Origin of the sequence: Flavobacterium sp. MEB061 (assembly GCF_000834715.1) — a bacterium.
GTDB classification, from domain to species: domain Bacteria; phylum Bacteroidota; class Bacteroidia; order Flavobacteriales; family Flavobacteriaceae; genus Flavobacterium; species Flavobacterium pectinovorum.
Map to the genome: position 1 here is coordinate 1 of NZ_JXQR01000018.1, position 24,487 is coordinate 24,487.

The 24,487-nt window shown below is 31.8% G+C and carries 11 protein-coding genes; 6 read left to right on the forward strand and 5 right to left on the reverse strand.

What is annotated here, in order from left to right; translation table 11 throughout:
• Positions 1 to 30: 30 nt before the first annotated feature.
• Positions 31 to 687, forward strand: a complete 657-nt coding sequence (locus RT99_RS10660; RefSeq protein ID WP_042564741.1) for an aspartate kinase — start codon at positions 31 to 33, stop codon at positions 685 to 687.
• An 864-nt stretch (positions 688 to 1,551) separates the two neighbouring features.
• Here the strand turns inward: RT99_RS10660 and RT99_RS10665 are convergent.
• The 3 genes from RT99_RS10665 to RT99_RS10675 all read right to left on the reverse strand — a co-directional run bounded on the left by RT99_RS10665 (position 1,552) and on the right by RT99_RS10675 (position 6,279).
• On the reverse strand, positions 1,552 to 2,106 hold the full coding sequence (locus RT99_RS10665; RefSeq protein ID WP_042564940.1) for a DUF5683 domain-containing protein: 555 nt from the start codon (positions 2,104 to 2,106) through the stop codon (positions 1,552 to 1,554).
• Between the two features lie 182 nt (positions 2,107 to 2,288).
• A complete protein-coding gene (gene mfd / locus RT99_RS10670; protein WP_042564742.1) occupies positions 2,289 to 5,654 on the reverse strand; it encodes a transcription-repair coupling factor in 3,366 nt (1,121 codons plus the stop codon).
• Positions 5,647 to 6,279, reverse strand: a complete 633-nt coding sequence (locus RT99_RS10675) for a hypothetical protein (RefSeq protein WP_042564743.1) — start codon at positions 6,277 to 6,279, stop codon at positions 5,647 to 5,649. The genes mfd and RT99_RS10675 overlap by 8 nt, the downstream gene beginning before the upstream one ends.
• Positions 6,280 to 6,562: 283 nt before the next feature.
• Between RT99_RS10675 and RT99_RS10680 the strand changes: the two genes are divergently transcribed.
• The 3 genes from RT99_RS10680 to RT99_RS10690 all read left to right on the forward strand — a co-directional run bounded on the left by RT99_RS10680 (position 6,563) and on the right by RT99_RS10690 (position 10,235).
• Positions 6,563 to 7,501 (forward strand): L-threonine 3-dehydrogenase, encoded by a 939-nt coding sequence (locus RT99_RS10680; RefSeq protein ID WP_042564744.1) that lies wholly within the window; start codon positions 6,563 to 6,565, stop codon positions 7,499 to 7,501.
• 189 nt (positions 7,502 to 7,690) lie between these two features.
• On the forward strand, positions 7,691 to 8,887 hold the full coding sequence (locus RT99_RS10685) for a DUF418 domain-containing protein (protein WP_042564745.1): 1,197 nt from the start codon (positions 7,691 to 7,693) through the stop codon (positions 8,885 to 8,887).
• Positions 8,888 to 9,032: 145 nt separating this feature from the next.
• Positions 9,033 to 10,235 carry a DUF418 domain-containing protein gene (locus RT99_RS10690; protein ID WP_042564746.1) on the forward strand — a complete coding sequence of 401 codons (1,203 nt, stop codon included), beginning with the start codon at positions 9,033 to 9,035 and terminating at the stop codon, positions 10,233 to 10,235.
• Positions 10,236 to 10,303: 68 nt separating this feature from the next.
• Here the strand turns inward: RT99_RS10690 and RT99_RS10695 are convergent, their stop codons facing one another.
• Together RT99_RS10695 and RT99_RS10700 are read right to left on the reverse strand one after the other, a co-directional pair.
• Positions 10,304 to 12,184, reverse strand: a complete 1,881-nt coding sequence (locus RT99_RS10695; RefSeq protein ID WP_042564747.1) for a M1 family metallopeptidase — start codon at positions 12,182 to 12,184, stop codon at positions 10,304 to 10,306.
• 62 nt (positions 12,185 to 12,246) lie between these two features.
• On the reverse strand, positions 12,247 to 13,881 hold the full coding sequence (locus RT99_RS10700; protein WP_042564748.1) for a S8 family peptidase: 1,635 nt from the start codon (positions 13,879 to 13,881) through the stop codon (positions 12,247 to 12,249).
• 267 nt (positions 13,882 to 14,148) lie between these two features.
• Here RT99_RS10700 and RT99_RS10705 point away from each other — a divergent pair, with 267 nt between their 5' ends.
• On the forward strand, positions 14,149 to 18,255 hold the full coding sequence (locus RT99_RS10705) for a LamG-like jellyroll fold domain-containing protein (protein WP_042564749.1): 4,107 nt from the start codon (positions 14,149 to 14,151) through the stop codon (positions 18,253 to 18,255).
• Positions 18,256 to 18,444: 189 nt separating this feature from the next.
• Entirely contained in the window at positions 18,445 to 24,255 is a 5,811-nt protein-coding gene (locus RT99_RS25680) for a T9SS type A sorting domain-containing protein (RefSeq protein ID WP_052483642.1), read from the forward strand.
• Positions 24,256 to 24,487: the final 232 nt, after the last annotated feature.

The following is a 24,487-nucleotide window of genomic DNA, read 5'->3' on the forward strand; positions in this document are numbered from 1 at the left end:
CCCAATTAAGTTACAAAAAAAAAAAGAATTATGAAAACCGTTTCATCAATTGTAGAAAATTACATCAAAACAAAGCCCTTTTTATTAAATGCATTGTCGCTTGGAATTATCAACTTAACTTCTCTGTCCAGGAACATTATGACAGAACTTGAAAGTGAATTTGGTAAAGAAGTGAAACAAGGCGCCGTTGTAATGTCGCTAAAACGGCTCACAGAAGAATTAGATTTTAAATTGAACCATAAAATTAATAAGGTAATTAAGAATATTGGTGAGATTACGGTTCGTTCTGAATTAACAGATTATACCTTTGCAGCTTCAGAAACTGTATTGAATAAACAAGCAGATTTAATTTCTGATATTAATGTTTTATCTGATATTTTTTATACCTCATCCCGTGGTGTAAATGAAACTAACATCGTGGTTAGCAGCAGCGTAAATCATTTAGTTGAAAAACATTTTATGCGCGAAAAACTAATTCAGAAATTAGATAATCTGGCTTCAATAACAGTAAAATTACCAAAAGAAAACATCGTAGTTCCTGGTATTTATTATTTCATTTTCCAGCGTTTGGCTTGGGAAGGAATCATTATAAACGAGGTAATTTCAACTTCAAATGAATTCACCATTTTAGTTGGAGAAGATCAGGTTGATGTTGCTTTTAAAGTTATCAAAGATTTGAAAAACTAATTAAAATAAAAAAATAGAATCTTACAATTCTGTACTATAAATCCTTTTGTCTTTTAGATAAAAGGATTTTTTCTTTTAAACATATTTGCAAATTGAGTCGTGCTTAAAGCCCGATATAAGAATATTCCTTGTAAATTTCAGCAATTAAAGTTTTTTAACAAATTTCATTAAAAATTTTAAACGCCCGTTAAATCAATTTCTACGCGACATTACTAGTGATTATTTAAAATTTTAATAAAAAAAAATTAATTAAGTTTTTTTAGATGCTATTTGTTGCGAATTATATTTTTATATATTTGCTAACCTGTCAACAAATAAGACAACAACGAATTACCTCTAAAGGAAACAAATTTTTAAAATGTCACTAAAGAAAGGCATGAGTTACGAAGAATAAGTCAGGAACTCGGCATCTCTATAAATACAGTCAGGAACTAAATGAGCAAAGCATTAAAATCAATGCGAGTCTTTTTCAGGTTCATGATGAAATTATCTAAACCAAAATACGCTTTAACCATCAAAATCACTCTTTTCGGGTGATTTTTTTTAGGCTTAACCGCAAAGGAGTGTCAGGGTGTATGCTATGTTTTTGTCATTTCGAGCGAAGGGAGAAATCACACGAGAAACTACGCAAACAAAATCGCCAATCTTTGTCGATCTATTAGTGTGATCCTTCCTCCGTCAGGATGACAAAACGGTTCATTTCTTCAAAAAATCTGAAAATTTTTAAAAAATATTTTTCATCAAAAACCTCATTTGGGCTTTTATTTTTTGTTTGCCACGAATTTCACTAATTAGCACTAATTTTTTATATGTAAAACTAAATTTAATTCGTGGGAATTAGTAGAATTCGCGGTAACCTTTTTTCTAAAATGAATAATTCAATGCAACTCCAAAATCATTTTCAGATGTTAAGGTATTCCTATTTATTACGGGTTGAAATGCCAATTTTTCACTTACATTAAATTGAGACAAAGCAGCATCAATATTAGCGTCGATTATATTTAAAATATAAAACCCAACAACAAACAAAGCCGATAAATCTCTGTTTCTCTGAAATTGCTTTTGAGCAGTTATTAATTGACTTTCACTTAATCTGGACAAATATTCAGAATCATTTGTGTTTCCTGCAAGTCTGTTTTTGTATTCGTCTCTGTAAATATTATAGTTTTTCAGACTGTCAAAATAAAAATAAGCACTTGTTCCAATAGCGCCATAAACTAAAGGAAGTTTCCAGTACTTTTTATTGTATATCTGTCCTAAACCCGGAAAAATAGCCGAATAAAATGCGGCTTTTGCCGGACGAAGCGGATCAATGGTTTCAGATTTTAAAGTGTCAACAGCTATAATTTGTGGTTTTTCCTGAGCAAAAATTGAAGTTAATCCAAAAAATAAAAACAAAAGAATAAAGTGGTATTGCATATAAAGTTGGTTTGGAAATTTCATCCAAAGAAACCTTATTACTTCTAAGTTTTTTCTTAAGTAAAAGATAAATAAAACTTAATATTTAGAATTTGAATAAATTTAGATTAGTTTTTTTCGCCACGAATTCACGAATTTATTTTGAAATAATTCGTGAATTCGTGGCTATCATTTAAGATAATTTATTCCTCAAACAATTCCATCAATTCCAAAGCTCGTTTTATCGATTTTACATTTTCAAAAGTCAATAACAAACGTAGTCCGTTTACGGTTTGTTTTTCTTTCATTTTGCAGAGAGAACTATGCTTTTGAATAAATTGTAAAACGTTTCTGAACTTAGACGATTGATAGTAATCTGATTGTTGATCTGAAACAAAATAACCGATCATTTTGCCTTGTTTCAAGACTAATTTTTCAATTCCCACTTTCGTAGCAATCCATTTTATACGGATGCTATTTAGTAATGCTGTTGCTTGTTTTGGCAATGGCCCGAAACGGTCAATTAGTTTTCTTTCGTATTCCTGAAGTCCGGCTTCGTCTTTTATCGCGCCCAATTCGTTGTATAAGACCAAACGTTCTGAGACATTATTAATGTATTCATCCGGGAATAAAAGTTCAAAATCGGCATCAATTTGAATTTCTTTTACGTATTCTTTGGTGTCGATATTATTTTCTTCCGGATACAAATCTTTGAATTCGTTTTCTTTTAATTCTTCGATGGCTTCGTTCATGATTTTTTGGTAGGTATCAAAACCGATTTCATTGATGAAACCGCTTTGTTCGCCCCCCAATAAATCTCCCGCACCACGAATTTCAAGATCTTTCATAGCAATGTTGAAACCGCTTCCCAGTTCGCTAAATTGCTCCAAAGCCTGAATACGTTTTCTGGCATCTTCGGTCATGGACGAATATGGCGGACAGATGAAATAACAAAATGCTTTTTTGTTGCTTCGACCGACACGACCACGCATTTGATGCAAATCGGATAATCCGAAATTATTCGCATTATTGATGAAAATCGTGTTCGCATTTGGTACATCTAATCCACTTTCTATAATTGTTGTTGCTACCAAAACATCAAAATCTCCGTTCATAAAAGCCAGCATTAATTCTTCCAGTTTGGCACCGTCCATTTGTCCGTGACCAATTCCGACTCTGGCATTTGGTACCAAACGCTGAATCATTCCGGCAACTTCTTTTATATTTTCGATGCGGTTATTGATAAAGAAAACTTGTCCGTTTCGTTGAATCTCATACGAAATTGCGTCACGAATAATCTCTTCATTAAAACCAACAACATTCGTTTCAATAGGATAACGATTTGGCGGAGGTGTTGTAATTACAGATAAATCGCGCGCAGCCATTAACGAAAACTGAAGCGTTCTCGGAATTGGCGTTGCTGTTAATGTTAGCGTGTCAACATTTGCAGCAATCGTTTTTAATTTATCTTTTACGTTTACGCCAAACTTTTGTTCCTCATCGACAATTAATAAACCTAAGTCTTTAAAAACTACATTTTTGTTAACCAATTGATGCGTTCCGATGACAATATCGAGTTTTCCTTCTGCTAAATCTTTTAAGGTTTGTGTTTTTTGTTTTGCAGTTCTAAATCGGTTTAAGTAACCAACAGAAACTGGCATGTCTTTTAATCTTTCTGTGAAAGTTCTGTAATGCTGATACGCCAAAATAGTTGTGGGAACCAAAACAGCAACTTGTTTACTGTTATCAACCGCTTTAAAAGCAGCACGAATCGCAACCTCTGTTTTACCAAAACCAACATCACCACAAACCAAACGATCCATCGGGCGATCGCTTTCCATATCGGCTTTTACTTCCTGCGTAGATTTGGTTTGATCCGGCGTATCTTCATAAATAAACGAACTTTCTAATTCGTTTTGCAGATAACTGTCCGGCGCAAACTGAAAACCTTTTTCTAAACGACGTTTTGCATATAACTGAATCAGGTTGAATGCAATATGTTTGACGCGTGCTTTGGTTTTTTGTTTTAAAATTTTCCAGGCGTTCGATCCTAATTTATAAATTTTTGGAGGCGTTCCGTCTTTTCCATTGTATTTGGAGATTTTATGAAGCGAGTGAATGCTCACGTACACAATATCATTATCGGCATAAACCAATTTTATGGCTTCCTGCGTTTTACCTTCAACCTGAATTTTCTGCAGTCCGCCAAACTTCCCGATTCCGTGATCGATGTGCGTTACATAATCACCTACCGAAAGTGCGGTCAATTCCTTAAGCGTAATATTTTGCTTTTTAGAATAGCCGTTTTTGATGTTGAATTTATGATAACGCTCAAAAATCTGGTGATCTGTATAGGCTGTTATTTGATTCTCTTCGTCAATAAAACCCTGATAAAGAGGCAGTACAATAGTATTATATTGTTTTCTGATGTTTTCAGAATTAGCTTCATCAAGCGATTCAAAAATATCATGAAAACGTTTTGCCTGCGTTTCATTCGAACAGAACAAATAATTTTTATATCCGTTAAAATGATTTTCGCTCAAATTATTCAGCAATAAATCAAATTGTTTATTGAAGGATGGCTGAGGCTGAAAATGAAATTCGAATTTTTTTGTCGTTTTAAAAATGGGTTTTGAAGCCAATTCTACAATCGAAAAATCCAAAGCTCGTTTAATAAACGAACTCTGATTTAAAAATAATTGTTCGGGAGTTGCATGCTTTATTTCTCCGGAAAGTTTTCCAAAAGCTTCTTCTGCTCTTGCAAATTGTTTATCTAACTGACTAAAAAGTCCGTCGGTATTTTGAATAAAAATTACCGTTTTCTCGGCAATATAATCTAAGAAACTTTCACGGTTTTCCTGAAATATTTTGTTTTCAACATTCGGGATAATCGTAATTTTTTTATGTGTTTCTACAGATAATTGTGTTTCTACATCAAAGCTTCTGATACTGTCTACTTCGTTACCAAAAAACTCAATTCGGTACGGATGATCGTTTGAAAAAGAAAAGACGTCGACAATTCCTCCACGAACCGAAAATTCTCCGGGTTCTGTAATAAAATCGACTCTTTTAAACTCGTATTCAAATAAAACTTCGTTGATAAAATCAATCGAAATTTTATCGTTTAAAGCGACTTTTAAAGTGTTTTTATCCAATTGCTGACGCGTCACAACTTTCTCAAAAAGAGCTTCAGGATACGTAACAATGATGGCTGGTTTTTTTCTTGAATTTATTCTGTTTAAAACCTCAGCACGAAGCAAAACATTTGCATTATCTGTTTCATCTACCTGATACGGACGACGAAATGAAGCGGGATAAAACAAAACATCCTGCTCGCCAATCATTTGTTCTAAATCATTTAAATAATAAGCCGCTTCTTCTTTATTGTCTAAAACAACTAAAAAAGGCAATTCGGTTTTTTTGAAAACTCCGCGGATTATAAACGAAACAGCCGATCCTAACAATCCGCTAAGATGCATTTTTACCTGATTCTGTTCCAGTAATTGTGTGGCAATCTGCTGTGTTTTAGGCAAATTGTCATACGTAGTATATAAGGCGTTTTTACTCAACTTTTGGTGAATTTTGATCTATATTTCGTGGCGGCGGCATTACGGGCGCTGCTGTTGTGTTTGGAATGGCACGTGTTGTATCTAACATTCTCAGGAAATCTTCTTCTCCTTGTTCTTTCGGAATCTTACTTTTCTCTACAATTTTGTCAAACTGTCTTTCTAAAGAAACCATTTCCTTATTTATTTCTCCAATTAAAAAAGTAACCTTTTCATCCGGAATTTGATTTAAATGAATAAATAAATCCATCATTTTGACTTTGGTAATCAAAATTGAAATTCGGGCTTTTATTTGTGGCTGATTAAATTGCGCTGGAATATTGGTGTTTAAAGCCATCGCTTTTTTTGAAATTGCTGCTGATTTTTTTTGAAACGCACCAATTGTCTTTCTCGGTTTCTCTCCAATTTCTTTTAAAAAATCACGCCATTCAGTCCATTCTCTTTCATTTTTTTCGGAAACTTCATTGATCGGTTCATCAATAAAAACCCAGGCTTTATTAATATTATCGAAGATTTTTTCTTTCTTTTTTGCTTCTTTTTGGTTCTCAGCAAGACGCTTTTCGTTTTCATTCTGACAAGAATTCAACACAAAAATTAAAAGTAAAAAAAGAGATATTTTATATTTCATTTGGTAAAACATTAAGCTACAAAGTTACAAAGTAAATTTACAATTACGAATTCTGATTTTCATTACAAAACGCAAACTTTAACGACTATTTAATAGCCACGAATTCACGAATTTTCTTTCTCATGATGTCATAAAAATTCGTGAATTCGTGGCAAATACGCTTTAACAGGTTCAGCGAATAATCTAAAAAACAAACTTCATTGTTGTTAATTTTATAATTTAGTAGTGTAAAAAATAAAATTATTTGCGAAAACGTTATATTTGCAAGACTAAATCTTCATAAATGAATCCAAAAATATTGATCATTGGCGCTTGCGGTCAGATTGGGACAGAGTTGACTCAAAAGCTGCGTAAGTTATACGGAACAGAAAATGTAATTGCTTCTGATATTCGAAAATTAAATACTGACGTTGTAAATTCAGGGCCTTTTGAAGTGGTCAATGCATTAGATTTTAATCAAATTGAGCATCTTGTTGAAATACATCAAATTACTGATATTTATTTGATGGCAGCTCTTTTATCAGCGACGGCTGAAAAAAATCCTGCATTTGCATGGGATTTGAATATGAATTCTCTTTTTCATGTTTTGAATCTGGCAAAAGCAAAAAAAATAAAAAAGATTTTCTGGCCATCAAGTATTGCCGTTTTTGGTCCTACAACTCCAAAAGAAAATACACCTCAATACACCATAATGGAACCTTCAACGGTTTACGGAATCAGCAAACAAGCCGGAGAAAGATGGTGTGAATATTACCATAATATTTATGGTGTTGATGTTCGCAGTATTCGTTATCCTGGTTTAATTAGCTGGTCTACTCCTCCGGGCGGTGGAACTACAGATTATGCGGTTGATATTTTTTATAAGGCTATTGCCGATAAAAAATACGAATGCTTTTTATCTTCAGAAACCAAAATGCCAATGATGTATATGGATGATGCGATTGAAGCAACCATCAATATCATGAAAGCTCCTGCTGAGGATATCAAAATACATTCATCATATAATTTGGCTGCAATGAGTTTTACTCCAACTGAAATTGCTGCCGAAATTAAAAAACATATTCCTGAATTTGAGATTACTTACGAACCGGATTTCCGTCAGAAAATTGCGGACAGCTGGCCGGCAAGTATCGATGACAGTTCTGCAAGAGAAGACTGGAACTGGAAACATACCTTTGATCTTGAATCGATGACAAAAGATATGCTTGAACATTTGAGTTAAGCTCCATTATCTATCAACCCTTTAAGGCGTGATAATCTGAAAGTAATTCTTTAGATTATCACGCTTTTTTTATGAAAGATATTTTAAAGATAATTATTCGATTGCATAATTTCTTATTTTTGGCTGTATCAGAATAATTTCAAATTTATCCAAAATCATCAATCAAATCACAACAAAAACGTTAATCAAATGACAAATTCTTATCATCCTATCGAACAAGGCAAAAGAACTGCTATTGTCGATATTCTTCGTGGCTGGGCTATATTAGGTGTAGTTATTGGCAATTATTGCGGTCTTCCGCATATTAGTGTTCCCAACGAAACCAACAGTCTTTTATCTGAAATATTATCTAAGTTTGATCAGTTTTTTTTCGCCGGAAAATCATGGACTTTATTAACCATTTTATTTGGCTATGGCTTTGCTATTTTAATTAATAATGTCACCGAAAAGGGTAAAAACCCTGTTACTTTTTTTAGCTGGCGAATGTTTTTGCTTTTTATACTGGCTTTTATTCATTCTGCTTTTTGGTTTGGGGACATATTAAAAGATTATGCTTTTTTAGGACTTGTATTATTGCTTTTTTATAAATGTTCAGCAAAAACACTAGGCATTATTTCTGCTGTTCTTATTCTTATTATTCCTTTTGTAATGGCTTACATCAAAAGCTTTAATTTTGAAAGAATAGACATTATTTCAAATCCTGAATATTTAAAATTGTATTATTCCGGAAACTGGCTGGAATTTTTTAAATTTAATTTACTGGCTTCTTTTTACCAACAAATCATTGCTCCCGGATATGCTATTACGGCACATATTGTAATGCTGGGCTGTATGCTTTTTGGGGTTATGCTTCAAAAATTAAACTTTTTTGACAGGCTGAACGAAATGAAAAAACTTTTGAAATATGTACTTATAAGCAGTTTAGTTATTGCCGTTATAATTGGTGTTGTTTTCTTCGTCGCTATTGAATACAAAGCGGGCTTTCTTAAATTTTTCCACCCGTATTTCTGGCTGATTTTAAGTACAATGGTTTTTATTGCAACCGGAATTACGCTGTTATTCGTTAATGGAAAACTCAAAACGATTTTCAGTTATTTTAGTGCTGGCGGCAAAATGACTTTGACCAATTATATTGCTCAAAATATTCTGGCGGCTCTTATTTTTTCCGGAATTGGTTTGGGAATCAAAGCTACAATGCCCTATTGGTTTTTCTTTGCACTGGCTATTTTTGTCTTTATTCTTCAATTATTTATAAGTAAATGGTGGTTGTCTAAATACAATTATGGACCAATTGAATGGCTTTGGAGATGTGCCAGTTATCGAAAATTATTTCCGCTTAAGAAGAAAAAACAGTCGGAAATTATTTCGGAAGTAAGAACAGTCTAAAACAAGAAATGCTGAATTTATTTCGAGATTTTTTTATCTCATATTTTGATTTCACATAATGTTATAAAAATCGATTTTCTGATTATTTTCTTACATTTGAACAAATTAAACCAAAAACATTTATACCAAAAAACCATTTTAATTTATGACAAATTCATTTCAGCCTATTCAGGAAGATAAAAGAACCGCTATTGTTGATATTTTAAGAGGCTGGGCTTTATTGGGAGTTGCAATAGGAAATTATGTTGATTTCCGCTACATTGGATTAGAACGGTTTATCATGAAAAAAGGTATTTTTTCTGAGATTATCAGTTATTTCAATCTTTATTTTTTTTCTGCTAAATCCTGGACTTTATTAAGCATTTTATTTGGCTACGGATTTGCAGTTCTTATTAATAATGTTGCAGAAAAAGGCAAAAATCCTGTTTCCTTTTTTTGCTGGAGAATGTTTATTTTATTTCTTTTTGCTTTTATAAATTCTGCTTTTTGGCTGGGCGATATCTTAAAAGATTATGCTTTTTTAGGGTTGTTACTTTTGTTCTTTTACAGAAGTTCTCCAAAAACAATTTTAATAACTTGTGGAATACTTCTTTTATCTGTTCCGTTTCTTAGCGCTTATATTAATTCGATAAAACAAACATTACCCGATGTACAGTCTACGGCTAAATATTTAAAACTATTTTATTCTGATAATTGGCTGGATGTATTTCAATTTAACTTACTGGGAACTTATTATCAGGAAATGATTAGTCTTCGTTATGCTGTTACGGTTCATGTTGTGATGTTTGCTCTTATGCTTTTAGGTTTTTATGCCCAAAAAATTAACTTTTTTAATCGTTTACCTGAATTTAAAAAACTATTAAAAAGAACTTTTTTAATTACGTTAATTCTGGCCATAATTGCAGGTGCTCTTTTTGAAATTGCAATTAAGCAGAAAATAATTTTCACGGTTTTTCATCCCGTTTTTTGGATCATAATAAATACGATGCTTTGTATTTCGTCTGGAATTTGTTTGTTGTATACCAACGGAAAACTGAAAACAATTTTTAGTTATTTTAGAGTAAGCGGTAAAATGACGCTGACCAATTATCTGATGCAAAATATTATTGCGTGTTTTCTTTTCTCAGGAATTGGTTTCAAAATTTACAATACACTGCCTTATTGGTTTTACTTTTTCTTGGCTATTTTTGTTTTTACAATTCAGCTGTTCATAAGCAAATGGTGGCTTTCAAAATTCAATTATGGCCCGGTTGAATGGCTATGGAGAGTATTAAGTTACAGAAAAATGTTTCCTTTAAAAAAGAATAGACAAAATGATATTGCAACTGATATAAAACCTGTTTTATAGATTCATTACTGAATAGAAAAGCCCTTAAAAAATTAATTTTAAGGGCTTTTGTTATTTTATCAAGTAAATTACTTCACCTCAAAAACATTATTGGCAGCTTTTATATCAGCCATTAATCCGCTTGGATCAATTGTGATTTTTTTGATTGCTGTTTTGTTCTTGTCAATTGTAAAACTGTAGTTTGACATTGCCCAAGCCCAATCTTCTAAAACGGTTCTTTTTTCGTTTGGATTTGGATTCGGTTTGATGAAATTCATCATTCTTAACGGAATGTAGAAATTTTCAGAAGTTCCGTCTGTATATTCTACTTTTAAATCGATTGGCATTGGCATTCTTCCAATTCTTTCCAGAGTAACGGTTGTTTTTCCTGCATTCTCAGCAACATCTTTTATGCCGTAATCAATAGTATTAGCCGTTTGTGCCCAATCAATTAAATACCAATCTAACTCAGCTCCTGAAACTCTTTCTGCCGATCTTTTGATATCATTTGGAGTTGGGTGTTTGAATTTGAAATCATTAAAATATCTTTTTAAAGTAGCGTCAAGATTCTCTTTTCCAATTACATATTCTAATTGCGATAAAAAGATACTTCCTTTTATATAAGATGAAATACTATAAGGTCTGTTTTCATCGTAACGATCACCATGTGTTGTTTGTGGCTGTTCTTTTCCTGATTGAACCAATTGGTAATAAGCAGCATAATTCCCTTTAAACGGATTTACTTCTTTTTTATCTCCTTTTAATTCATTCAAAGCGCTGTCTTCAATATAGGTTGTAAAACCTTCATCCATCCATGGGTGTTTAGATTCGTTTGAAGCCAAAATGTGCTGAAACCAGGAATGTCCTAATTCGTGTGTTGCGGTTCCCAGAATTCCTTCCAGCGTTCCGTTTCCTAACATTAGCGTACACATTGCATATTCCATTCCGCCATCTCCACCTTGAATAAATGAATATTGTTTGTATGGATATTGTCCAACTCTGTGATTGTAATACTCCATAACTTTCACCATTAGAGGTTCTAATTGTTTCCAGTTTGCGGTTGTTTTTGGATTGTTTTTGTAGAAGAAATGCAAATCGACATCATTTGGTCCTTTTACAATATCATGGGTATATTCTTTATCAGCCGCCCAGGTAAAATCATGAACATTTGGCGCTATAAAATGCCAGGTTAATGTTTTTGCTTTTTTAGGATATGTAACCGTTACACCGACATCTTCGTAACCATGACCGATTTCGTTTTTATCCTGCAAATATCCCGAACCTCCAATAGTATACTCTTTATCAATTGTAATTTTTACATCAAAATTACCCCAAACACCGTGAAATTCTCTTGCGATGTATGGATCTGCGTGCCAGCCTTCGAAATCAAATTCGGCTAATTTTGGATACCATTGTGACATAGATAATTCAACTCCTTCTGAATTATTTCTTCCGGAACGACGAACTTGTACAGGAACTTGCCCGTCAAAATCTAATGTAAAAGTCGATTTAGAATTTGGTAAAATTGGTTTCGCCAAAGTTACTTCCAGAATTGTTCCGGAAACTCTTGTTTGGGCCGAAACACCATCTTGTTTAAGATTATTAATATTTAAAAAACCGATTTCATTTGGTTTTAAAGTTTCAATTCTGCTCTGTTTTACATCTTTTCCATCAGCACCTTTTACTTTATTAACCATTCTTCCGTCCGGATCTTTTATAAAATGAAGGCGGGCATCCATTTCACTTCCAGGCTGAAAAGCATTTGGAAATAAATGATAGAACACTTTTTTTAAGGTATCTGATGAATTGTTGGTATAAACCAACTCTTGTTTTCCTTTGTACTGATAGTTTTTTACATCCATCGAAACCTCCATTTTATAATCGGCATGTTGTTGCCAATACGAAGCACTTTGTGCAAAAGCTGAGTTTAAACCAAAACTCAAAAAAGAAAGTAGAATAATTTTATGCATGATTTTTATAATAAAAAATGGAAGAGTTTGCACTCTTCCACTGGATTAGTATATTTATGGTATTATTTTTTAGACATTTTTTCAGCCATTAATAATGCATTGTAAGCATTTACCATTTTAGCGGTTTTTGATGACTCTGCAGAAGAAACTGCTACAGGTTCCTGATTTGGATTTTCACTTTCACCTAAAAATACTTTTGCCGGAAGCGCAACTCCTGAATCCATCAAAATCTGTTTTACCTGCGATGCTTTTAATTTTGGATAATATGATCTAATTAAAGCAGCTACTCCAGCCGCATTTGGAGATGCCATTGAAGTTCCCTGTAAAAACTTGTATTTATTGTTTGGCACTGTGGCATAAATTTCTTCACCCGGAGCAAAAACGTCAACATTTATTTTTCCGAAGTTTGAAAATCCTGCTACTACACTTTCTCCATACTGTTTATTAATTGCACCAATAGTAATTACGTTATCTGAAAATTCTTTGATGTTATCTTCTGAATCATTTGGATAGTTGATGTTTTTTGTTTCGTCGATATTATAACCGTCATTACCAGCAGCATGAACGATTAAAACATCTTTTTTCTTAGCATATTTAATTGCGTCATAAACCCATTGTTTATGCGGAGAAAAACTTTTTCCGAAACTTCCGTTGATTACTTTTGCTCCGTTATCAACCGCATAGCGAATGGCCAATGCGATATCTTTATCGTACTCATCACCATCCGGAACGGCTCTTACGGTTAAGATTTCAACATTCGAAGCAACTCCGTCTCCGCCTAAATTATTACCGCGAATTTGCGCAATGATTCCTGCAACGTGAGTTCCGTGAAGTGCTTTTTCTTTGTCCGGACCAAAAACAATATTATTTCCATAATGATTGTCTTTAATGTCTTCAGGATTATCTCCTACGACTTTTCTTCCGTCAAATTCTTTATTTAAGTTGTAATTTAACTGATCGTAAACTTGTTCTCTGTATTCTTCAAAATCAGCTTCAGGATCAAAAGTTGGTCCTGCATTTGTAAAAACCTGAGTCATGATCATTTTACTTCTTGTCACTTTTGGATCTGTAGAAGTAATAGTGCTTAGATCTTCAACTTTATAAGTCGTTTTATTTAACTCTTTTTTAATCGTTGCGTGAACGTCTAATAAAAAATCTACCTGCTCTTTATCTTTTAATGCCTTCTCATATTTTTCAGTATACTGAGCTAATGCATTTTTGTATTCAGCAGATCCGTCATCTTTCTTTTTGATGATACGAGTCATTTCAAGATTTTCAGCAACAGCATTTCCAAGGAAATTCCATCCGTGAACATCATCTATAAATCCGTTTTTATCATCATCGATTCCGTTACCGGCAATTTCTTTAGGATTTGTCCAGATCATTCCTTTCAAATCTTCGTGCTCAATATCAACACCAGAATCAACGATACCTACAATTACTTTTTTACCTGTTTTTCCTTGTAATAATTCGGCATAAGCCTTATCAACACTCATTCCCGGAATCGAATCTTTGATCAGGTCAAGATGACTCCATCTTTTTAATTCATTTTCGGTAACCGGAGCTTTTTTAACAACCGCTAAAGGAGCTGTAATAAATTCTTTAGAAGTGGAAACTTGCGCTTGCATAGTAGCGCTGCAACCTGCTAAAACAAGTAATGCAAAAGCAGATAATTTGAGAGGTTTTATATGACTCATGTATCTATATTATAAATGTAAAGTTAAAAGATGGGTCTAAATTATACTTTTTTGTTACAAAAAACTAACAGTTAACACTGTGTTATGATTTATTTGCAGCAATTTAAGTCGCTTTTTGCAATAAAAGAAAGCTTTTATTTACAAATGTATTTTCACTGAGGTAAGTATGCTAACGATTTCATATTAATCTCTTTAATGCGTCTTTCCGTAATAAAATGTAAATTCAAATTCGTATTCTTGTACTACCAAAAACGCAAAATCCAATTTATGAAAAAAACTTTACTTTTAATTTTAATATTTTCTTGTTTACAAATAAATGCTCAATGCTGGAAATCTATAGCTGCGGGAAATACATATGTACTTGCTTTAAAAACTGATGGTACTTTATGGGCATGGGGAGATAACTCGTTTGGACAGTTTGGTAATGGCACTAGCACAAGTAGTTATGTCCCTACTAAAATAGGATCTGATAATGACTGGAAAGAAGTAGCATTAGGATGGGGATATACAATTGCTGTAAAAACAGATGGCACTTTATGGGCTTGGGGGAATAATAGTTCCGGACAATTAGGAGATGGTACAGCTGTAAATAAAAGCATTCCAACCCAAATAGGAACTTCTACTGATTGGAAAACAATATCTGTGGGAACCACCCACGCAATTGCTCTAAAAACAAATGGTACTTTATGGGCATGGGGATATAATTATTATGGACAATTAGGTAATGGTTCTAATACAAGCAAAAATGTTCCTACACAGATAGGAACAGCTACATGGGAAACAATATCTGCCGGAGGTAACTCTACTGTTGCTATAAAAACAGATGGCTCTTTATGGGCTTGGGGAAATAATGATCAAAAACAACTGGGTGATGGCAGTAGTAATAATAAAAATGTTCCTACACAGATATCAACAACAACTGATTGGAAAACAATATCTGCCGGAGGTAACTATATGATTGCTGTAAAAACAAATGGTACTTTATGGGCATGGGGAAATAATAATTCAGGGCAGTTAGGAACTGGTACAATTGTCGCAGAAAATGTTCCCAGACAAATAGGAACATCGACAACTTGGAAAACTATAGACACAGGATCGGGTTTTGCATTTGCTATAAAAACTGATAATTCATTGTGGGCTTGGGGTGCTAATTCGTATGGTCAATACGGCAATAGCACAACTACCAATAGTCTTATACCTATACAAGTAGGAAGTGACAACAATTGGCAAATGGCTTCCGGATCAGATCGTTATTCCGTTACCTTGAAAACAGATTCGACTGTATGGACTTGTGGAAGTAATGATGATGGACAACTGGCTACAGGATCACGTCTTAATATTACTATTCCCGCAAAAGTAAATTGCCCATCTTCATATACAATGACAACATCTCAAGCCAATATAACCTGTTTTGGCCTCAATAATGGCTCAGCTTCGGTAACAGATGTTTCTGGCGGGACAGCTCCATATACTTATCTTTGGTCTAATGGAAAAACAACCAGTTCGATTACTGGATTGAGCGCTGGTGAATACTCTTGTACAGTAACAGATGCTGCTTCGTTATCCATTACAAAAAGTTTCACTATTACACAGCCAACGCTTCTTAAATTAATTGTGACAGCAACAAATACGGCATGTAACAATAATGATGGAATCCTAACTGTTACGGCAACTGGAGGAACATTACCCTATCAATATGCGATTTCACCGAATTTTATTTATCAAAATTCAGATGTATTTACTGATCTATCACCGGGAAATTATATCGTAAATACGAGAGACACTAACGGATGTATAACCTCGAATACTATAATGATAACCGTAGGTAATCCATTTCCTCCAACTGCTAATGCACAAACGTTGAATAATAATGCTACAGTTGCAGATTTAAAAGCTAACGGAAACAATCTGAAATGGTATAGTGTTCCTGCAGGAGGAACTGCTTTAAGCTTATCGACTGTATTGCAAACTGGTAAATATTATGTTTCACAAACAGTTGACGTATGTGAAAGTATAAGAGCTTTAGTCGATGTAACAATTATAAAGACTTCAGGAAATGAGCAAATACCAACAAATGGTTTGGTTGCTTATTATCCTTTTAATGGAAATGCAAATGATATTAGCGGTAATGGATCAAATGGAACTGTTACAGCAGCTGCTTTAACATCAGACAGATTCGGAAATAGTAATAGTGCCTATAGTTTTGATGGCGTAAGCACCTACATTGATGCTGTTATACCAAATATTCCTAAAAACAATGCTGCAAGAACAATTTCGGGATGGTTTAAAACAAACGATACTTTTTCTGATCCTAATAAATATGACGTATCTATTTTCGACTATGGCACTTTAGCCAAATTGCAAAGACTTTCTCTTTCAATTTATAGTAAAGGTTATCTTCAAATGATAAGCGGAGCGAGTTTTTCTAATGACGACTTTTACATCAACAATTTTGATTACGCTAACGATAGTTGGTATTTTTTTACGGTTACTTATGATGGAACTAAAATTTCAATATTTGTAAACGGTAAACTTGTTGATCAAAAAGCAGTGAATTTAAATACTGTTGGAAACATCTTTAGAATTGGTGAAAGAATTTCCGGAGATACTGTAAAGGAAGGCTTTAAAGGAACTATCGATGATATTGCTATTTGGAATCGTGTATTGACTCCGGAAGAAATTTTAGCTATGTATACACCTGGAAACAGCACTAACTACACATTAATTCCTGATCCAAATTTTGAGAAAAAATTAATTGATTTAGGTATTGATTCAGGTACTGTTGATGGAAAAGTACTTACTTCTAATATTAGCACTGTAAAGCTCTTAGACCTTACAAAAAGTAATATTTCTGATTTAACAGGAATACAAGACTTTGTATCATTAACTGATTTGTATTGTGGTCAAAATTCATTAATAACAATAAATGTAAGTAAAAATATAGCCCTGACTACTCTAGACTGCAACAACAATAGAATAACCTCTTTAGACGTAAGTAATAATATTGCCTTACTTAATTTGAGCTGCTATGCAAATCAATTAACAGCTTTAGATGTAAAAGCAAATACAGCGTTAACAAAATTAGATTCGGGTTCAAACAAATATACTGCTTTGGATGTAAGCTCAAATACTGCGTTAACATTTTTGGGCTGTAATACTAGTCAATTAACCAGTTTAGATGTAAGTAAGAATACAGCTTTAAAACTGCTGGATTGTCGCGAAAATAAATTAACCCAATTGGATGTTTCTAAAATCACTACTCTAACAGAACTATATTGTCAATCTAATCAATTAACAAATTTTGATATAAGTAAAAATAAAGCTTTAGAATTTTTAAATTGTTCAAAAAATCAGCTAACCACTTTGGATGTTAGCGTAAATACTGCTTTAGTCGGTTTATATTCTAATTCTAATCAATTAACGAGTCTAAATTTGAAGAATGCAAACAATGTTAAATTTGTATATCTAAATCTTATAAACAATCCAAATTTAACTTGTATTCAAGTTGATGATGTAACGTATGCCAACATAAACTGGAGTGCTAAAAAAGATGCCACAGCAAACTATAGTTCAGATTGTGTTCCATCTTTCGTTACAATTCCAGATCAAAACTTCGAACAAAAATTAATTGATTTAGGAATAGATACTGATGGTTTAAATGGAAAAATTACAGCTGCAAACATAAGTGGAATAACTGTTTTAGACCTTTCTAACAGTAGTATCTCTAATTTATCAGGAATCGAAAATTTCACTTCATTGACTTATCTTGATGTGAGCAATAATCAACTTAAAACTTTAGATGTAAGCAAAAATGGTCTTTTAGAAACATTAAATGCTTCATCAAATCAGCTTACCACTTTAGACTTATCTGAAAATACAAAACTGTCAATTGTTTATGTTGCAAATAATCCTTTGGTATCATTAAACTTACGAAATGGTAATAACAGAAACTTCATCCTGCCAACACAAACCGGTAAAAATACAGCATCTGTTTTATATACAACCTTCTTAGGTCTTACAACTCTTAGTTGCATTCAGGTTGATGATGCAGCTTATTCAAATGCTAATTGGTCGAATATTAAAGAATCAACAACTACTTATTCTAACACTTGTAAAACATTAGGCGTTAATGATCCTGCTTTTGCTAAAGCCACAATTTATCCAAATCCAACTAATGGAGAAGTAAATATTAGCAATATCATTTTAGAGAAAGCAAATGTTTATAATGAATTAGGGCAATTAGTAAAAACATTTACTCTAAATTCAAACAACACAAATAATACAATAAATTTATCTGGATTGCCAAAAGGTGTTTATTATATCTATTTGATAAATCAGGATGTGGCTTCGGCTAAGAAGCTTATTGTAGAATAATATTATGCTATTTACAATTTATAATCCCATTTTCATGAATTTGAAAATGGGATTATGTTTTTAACATAACATGCTTTCAAAATCCCCCTAAACAAGCCACAACATTAAATAAATATTTAATACGTCTTTCCGTAATAAAATGCCAATTGAAAATCGTATTCTTGTACTTCCAAAACCTAATTTTAATCTATGAGAACAAAACTACTATTGTTGCTTTTATTAGCAAATATTTCCATATATGCACAATATACTTCGATACCCGATGTGAATTTTGAAAAGGCATTAATTGCCAGAGGAAATGATTCTGGTGTTCCTGATGGAAAAGTATTAACATCAAACATTATCAGAACTACCGAATTGATAATAACGTCTGCAAATATTTCAGATTTAACTGGAATACAGGATTTTACATCGCTTGAAAAATTGTATTGTGCATACAACAAACTAACAGCAATTGATGTTTCTAAAAATTTAGCTTTAAAAGAATTAGACTGCAACTCAAACAACATTACTGAAATTGATGTTTCTAAGAACTTAAACTTAACTACACTATCTTTTGAAACAAATAAATTAACTTCAATAGATGTTTCTAAAAATATAAATCTGCAAAAACTAAGTTGTTCTTCAAATAAATTGACAAATTTGGATGTTTCAAAAAACTCCAAATTGTCTGGCCTTTTTGCTGCAAATAACATACTTACAACTATCGACGTTTCTAATAACTTACTGTTGACTTATTTTACATGCAGTAATAACCAACTTGGAAGTATAGATGTTTCTAAAAATTTAAATTTATATTCACTTAATTGTTCATGGATTAACTTAACAAACCTGGACATTAGTAAAAATATTGAATTACGTTGGTTAATTTGTACTAATAATTTATTGACAACAATCGATCTGTCTAAAAATATAAATTTGGAAGAATTAGATGTAGACTACAACAAAATCTCAAATCTAAATCTTACTAAAAATAATAATTTAACAGTACTTTCATTTACATATAATAAATTAACAAGCATCGATGTTACTAAATTTTCCAGATTACGATCGTTAAGCTGCAGAAACAATCTTCTTACTAAATTGGATGTTAGTAAAAACATTGGTTTAGACTTTTTGAACTGTATTAACAACCAGATAACATGGCTGGATGTGTCTAAAAATAAGGGGCTGCTTAACTTTTTTTGCGGAAGTAATCAATTAACGTATGTGAATGCAAAAAATGGAAACAATTCAAACACCAGAAATGGAGATTTTTACGATTTTACACTAAACCCAAATTTAACTTGTATCAATGTAGATAACCAATCTGATGCAGAATCTAAGTGGTATAAATACAAAGACGCAACTGCAAGCTTCTCTTCAAATTGTACCACATATACGCTAATTCCTGATCTTAATTTTGAAAACAAATTAATCGAACTTGGAATTGATTCTGGTGTTGCCGATGGAAAAATCCTTACCTCTAAATTATCTACCGTTGAGTCTTTAGACGTACAAAATAGTTCTATTTCCAGCTTATCAGGTATTGAAGATTTTAGTTCTTTAAAAAATCTTACTTGCCAGAATAATACAATATCAGATTTAGATCTTACCTATAATTTGGCTCTTATCAATTTAAGATGTGAAAATAATAAACTAGCATATTTAACTTTACCTCAAAGCGATATTTTGAAAACCATTGACTGTAGTAACAATCAATTAACCAGTTTAGATGTTAGTTATAACAAACAATTAGCAACATTTAATTGTTCCTCTAATGAGCTTAGCAGTTTAAGTATATATAATAATATTGCTTTAATAGATTTTAATTGCTCAAATAATAAATTAAGCGAGCTTTCAATAATCGACAATACATTGCTTCAGTCATTAAAATGCGACAATAACCTTTTAACTGACTTAGAACTTTTTAGAAATACTGCTTTGGTTACTTTAACGACTTCGAATAATAAAATTCTTTATCTGGATATCAGCAAAAATAAATCATTAGTTAATTTAAATTGTTCAAACAATAATCTATCATTCTTAAACTTAAAAAACGGAAGTAATACAGGTTTAAACAATAGCCAATTGTTATTTTTAAATAATCCGGACTTAACTTGTATTCAGGTAGATGATGTCGGTTATTCCTCGACAAACTGGACTACTTCAAAAGATCCAATTGCAAATTATAATTTAATATGCGATTCTCCATATACTTTAATTCCGGATGTTAATTTTGAACGTAAATTAATAGCATTGAAAATCGATTCAGGAATTCCAAATGGGCAAATACTTACTTCAAAAATCTCAGGTATCACTTCATTAGATATTAGAGCATATGCAATATATGATTTAACAGGAATTGAGGGTTTTACTGGTTTGACTTCTCTAACAATGGATGTTAATAAAGTAAAGACCTTAGATTTAAGCAAGAATACTAAATTACAAACATTAGATTGTTCTTATAACCCAATTACTAATTTAAATATTTCTAAAAATGTTGAATTAAAATCATTGGTATGCAACTCAAATCTATTAACTGAACTGGATCTTAAAAATAATATCAACTTAGTTACATTAAACTGTACTAATAATCCAATTACCAATTTTGATCTTTCAGGTAATCCTGTTTTAGATACTTTTATATGTACTAAAAACAAGCTAACTGTTCTTGACACATCAAATAACAAGCTACTAAAACAGTTAAATTGCTCAGAAAATCAATTAATAAATTTAAATATTTCTGCAAGTACAGGATTGACTATTTTAGAATGCGGATTAAATAAACTGACTTCTTTAGATGTTTCAACAAACAAAGCATTAACTACTGTTTCATGTGAATCAAATCTTATAACAAGCCTGGATCTTTCGAATCAGGTTTCTCTAAACCGTTTATATTGCAACGCAAATAAATTAACGGCACTTAATTTAAAAAACGGAAAAAATACAATTCTTAGCGCATATAATTTAAATTTATTAAACAATCCTGATTTAACATGTATTCAGGTTGATAATGTGGCTAATGCTAATTATGACTGGAAAACCAAAAAAGATGCAACTGCAAATTTTTCAGTATCCTGTTCGCAAAATGATTCATATATTTTGATTCCGGATGTAAAGTTTGAAAATAGATTAATCGCGCTTGGATTTGATTCTGGTGCTGCCGATGGAAAAGTTTTAAGTTCAAATATTAATACTGTGACGGCTTTAAATGTCTCAAACAGTTCTATATCAGATTTATCAGGAATACAGGGTTTTACTGCTTTGAAAACTTTAGACTGTAGTCGAAATTTAATCACTTCTTTAGATGTATCTAAAAACACATTACTGACTGACTTAAATTGTAGTTCAGACTATTTACTAAGTCTTGATGTTACTAAAAATACTTTATTAAAAACATTACGCTGCAACGGCCTTGCAGGAAGCTCATATAATAGAGGTGACGGAAAACTTATAAATTTAGACGTTTCTAAAAACATTCTTTTAACCAGTTTATATTGCAGCAACAATCAGATAACAAGTTTAGATGTTTCTAAAAACACAGCATTGACTGTATTAATGTGTGATTATAATAGATTATCTGCCATGAAAGTTACAAACAATACAGCATTATTATCTTTATTTTGTGGTGTAAATGATATTACTTCTTTGGATGTTTCAACTAATATTTCATTAAAAAACCTTAGTTGTAAAAGTAATAATTTGAAAGTTTTAGAAGTCTCTAAAAACATTAATTTAAATCAATTGGATTGTGGTATAATGGCTCTTACCAATTTGGATGTTTCAAAAAATATTGCCTTAAATTATCTTTCCTGCAGTTCAAATCAATTAACGAGTTTAGATTTATCCAAAAATACGGCTTTGGCTAATTTAGATTGTAGCTGGAATAATCTAGCGAATTTAAATTTAAAAAATGGAAAAAATACTGTTTTAAATACATCTGTTTTAAATCTTACTAACAACACAAATCTTACTTGTATTCAGGTTGATGATGTGACTTACAGCAATAATAATTGGGTAAATGCTAAAGATATAACAGCAAATTATTCTGCAGAATGTGTAGGAGTGTATACTTTAATCCCTGACGTAAATTTTGAAACCAAATTAATTGCACTAGGAATTGATTCTGGCACCGCCGATGGAAAAGTCTTAACCTCTAACATCAATACAATAAAAACCTTAAATGTTTCCTACAGTTCTATCACAGATTTAAGTGGAATTGAAGGTTTTACAGCTTTGACCAAATTAGAGTGTTTTGGCAATTATCAGTTAAGGACTTTAAATGTTTCTAAAAATACCGAGTTGACTTATTTAGACAGCAATAATGACTATCTTGTTACAACATTAGATGTTACTAAAAACACTAAATTAACATACCTTAATTGTTATTCTAATGGATTAAAAACATTAGATCTTTATAACAATAAAGCTTTAACTACTTTACAATGTAGCTCAAACCAAATTACTTATTTAGAAATTGGAGCGAATGTAGCACTAACAAAATTAGAGTGTGGCTACAATAAAATTGGGTTTATAGATATTACCAAAAACACAGCTTTAACATCTTTTACCTGCACTTCAAATCAAATACAGTATTTAGACGTTACAAAAAATGTGGCACTAACCGAATTATCAGTTGGAAATAATCTCATGGCATATTTTGATGTTAGCCAAAATACAATGCTAAATAAATTGATCTGTAATACTAATAAACTAACTTACTTAGATCTTTCTCAAAACTTAGCTTTAAAAACACTTTTGATATATAGAAATCAATTCACAACTATAAATGTTTCTTTAAACACAAATTTAGAAACATTAGATTGCAGCTATAATTTTATCACAGCTGTAGACGTTTCTAAAAACACAAAAATAGATTATTTATACTGTGATAATAACAAGTTAGCAAATCTTGATGTATCTAAAAACATAGAACTTAGTCTGTTAAATTGCAGCAATAACTTATTGACTAAATTGGATGTATCTTTAAATACTAATCTAAGTTCTTTTAAATGTGCATCTAATAAACTAGTGGATTTAAATTTAAAAAACGGAAAGAACACACTTTTAAACGCATATAATCCAGATCCAAACTTTATTTTATATAATGTGGATTTTAGAGATAATCCAGATTTAACATGTATACAAGTTGATGATGCAAATTATTCAAATGCTCAGTGGTCTACTCAAAAAGATGTAACGGCAACGTATAATACAAATTGTGGTACAAATTTCACTTTACTTCCAGATTCAAACTTTGAACAACGATTAATTGATTTAGGAATTGATACGGATGGTTTAAACGGAAAAATATCTACTGCAGATATTACATCGATTATTTATCTTGACCTTTCCAACAGCAATATCTCTAATTTGTCTGGTATTGAATATTTTACTTCATTGACTTATCTTGATGTGAGCAATAATCAACTTAAAACTTTAGATATAAGCAACAATGGTCTTTTAGAAACATTAAATGCTTCTTCAAACCAGCTTACTACTTTAGATTTATCTAATAATACGAAGCTGAATATTGTTTATGTTGCAAATAATCCGCTAGTATCATTAAACTTACGAAATGGTAATAACAGAAACTTCATCCTGCCAACACAAACCGGTAAAAATACAGCATCTGTTTTATATACAACCTTCCTAGGTCTTACAACTCTTAGTTGTATTCAGGTTGATGATGCAGCTTATTCAAATGCAAATTGGTCGAATATTAAAGAATCAACTACAACTTATGCAAATACTTGTAAAAATTTAGGTGTTAATGATCCTGCTTTTACCAAAGCCACAATTTATCCAAATCCAACTAATGGAGAAGTAAATATTAGCAATATCATTTTAGAGAAAGCGAATGTTTATAATGAATTAGGACAATTGGTAAAAACATTTAATCTAAATTCAATTAACACAAATAATAAAATCAATTTATCTGGATTGCCAAAAGGTGTTTATTATATATACCTGATCAATGGTGATGCAGCATCTGCTAAAAAAATTATAGTAGAATAATTGAATTATTTTAGCTAAAAAGTCTCATTTTCATTTACTTGAAAATGAGACTTTTTTACTTTAATATCTTCTAAGCCAACATTTCTCATCTATATTTTACAGCCTGATTTATCTTTTAATCAACACGTTAAGCACAATCAAAAAGATATAAAATTATTTATTTTTTAATACGGGATCCCGTAATAAAACCCCAATTGTAATTCGTATTCTTGTATTTCCAAAACCATAAATG

Coding starts and splice junctions, on each gene's coding strand:
- RT99_RS10660 (WP_042564741.1), top strand. CDS start 31: ATGAAAACCGTTTCATCAATTGTAGAAAATTACATCAAAACAAAGCCC.
- RT99_RS10665 (WP_042564940.1), bottom strand. CDS start 2,106: ATGCAATACCACTTTATTCTTTTGTTTTTATTTTTTGGATTAACTTCA.
- RT99_RS10675 (WP_042564743.1), bottom strand. CDS start 6,279: ATGAAATATAAAATATCTCTTTTTTTACTTTTAATTTTTGTGTTGAAT.
- RT99_RS10680 (WP_042564744.1), top strand. CDS start 6,563: ATGAATCCAAAAATATTGATCATTGGCGCTTGCGGTCAGATTGGGACA.
- RT99_RS10685 (WP_042564745.1), top strand. CDS start 7,691: ATGACAAATTCTTATCATCCTATCGAACAAGGCAAAAGAACTGCTATT.
- RT99_RS10690 (WP_042564746.1), top strand. CDS start 9,033: ATGACAAATTCATTTCAGCCTATTCAGGAAGATAAAAGAACCGCTATT.
- RT99_RS10695 (WP_042564747.1), bottom strand. CDS start 12,184: ATGCATAAAATTATTCTACTTTCTTTTTTGAGTTTTGGTTTAAACTCA.
- RT99_RS10700 (WP_042564748.1), bottom strand. CDS start 13,881: ATGAGTCATATAAAACCTCTCAAATTATCTGCTTTTGCATTACTTGTT.
- RT99_RS10705 (WP_042564749.1), top strand. CDS start 14,149: ATGAAAAAAACTTTACTTTTAATTTTAATATTTTCTTGTTTACAAATA.
- RT99_RS25680 (WP_052483642.1), top strand. CDS start 18,445: ATGAGAACAAAACTACTATTGTTGCTTTTATTAGCAAATATTTCCATA.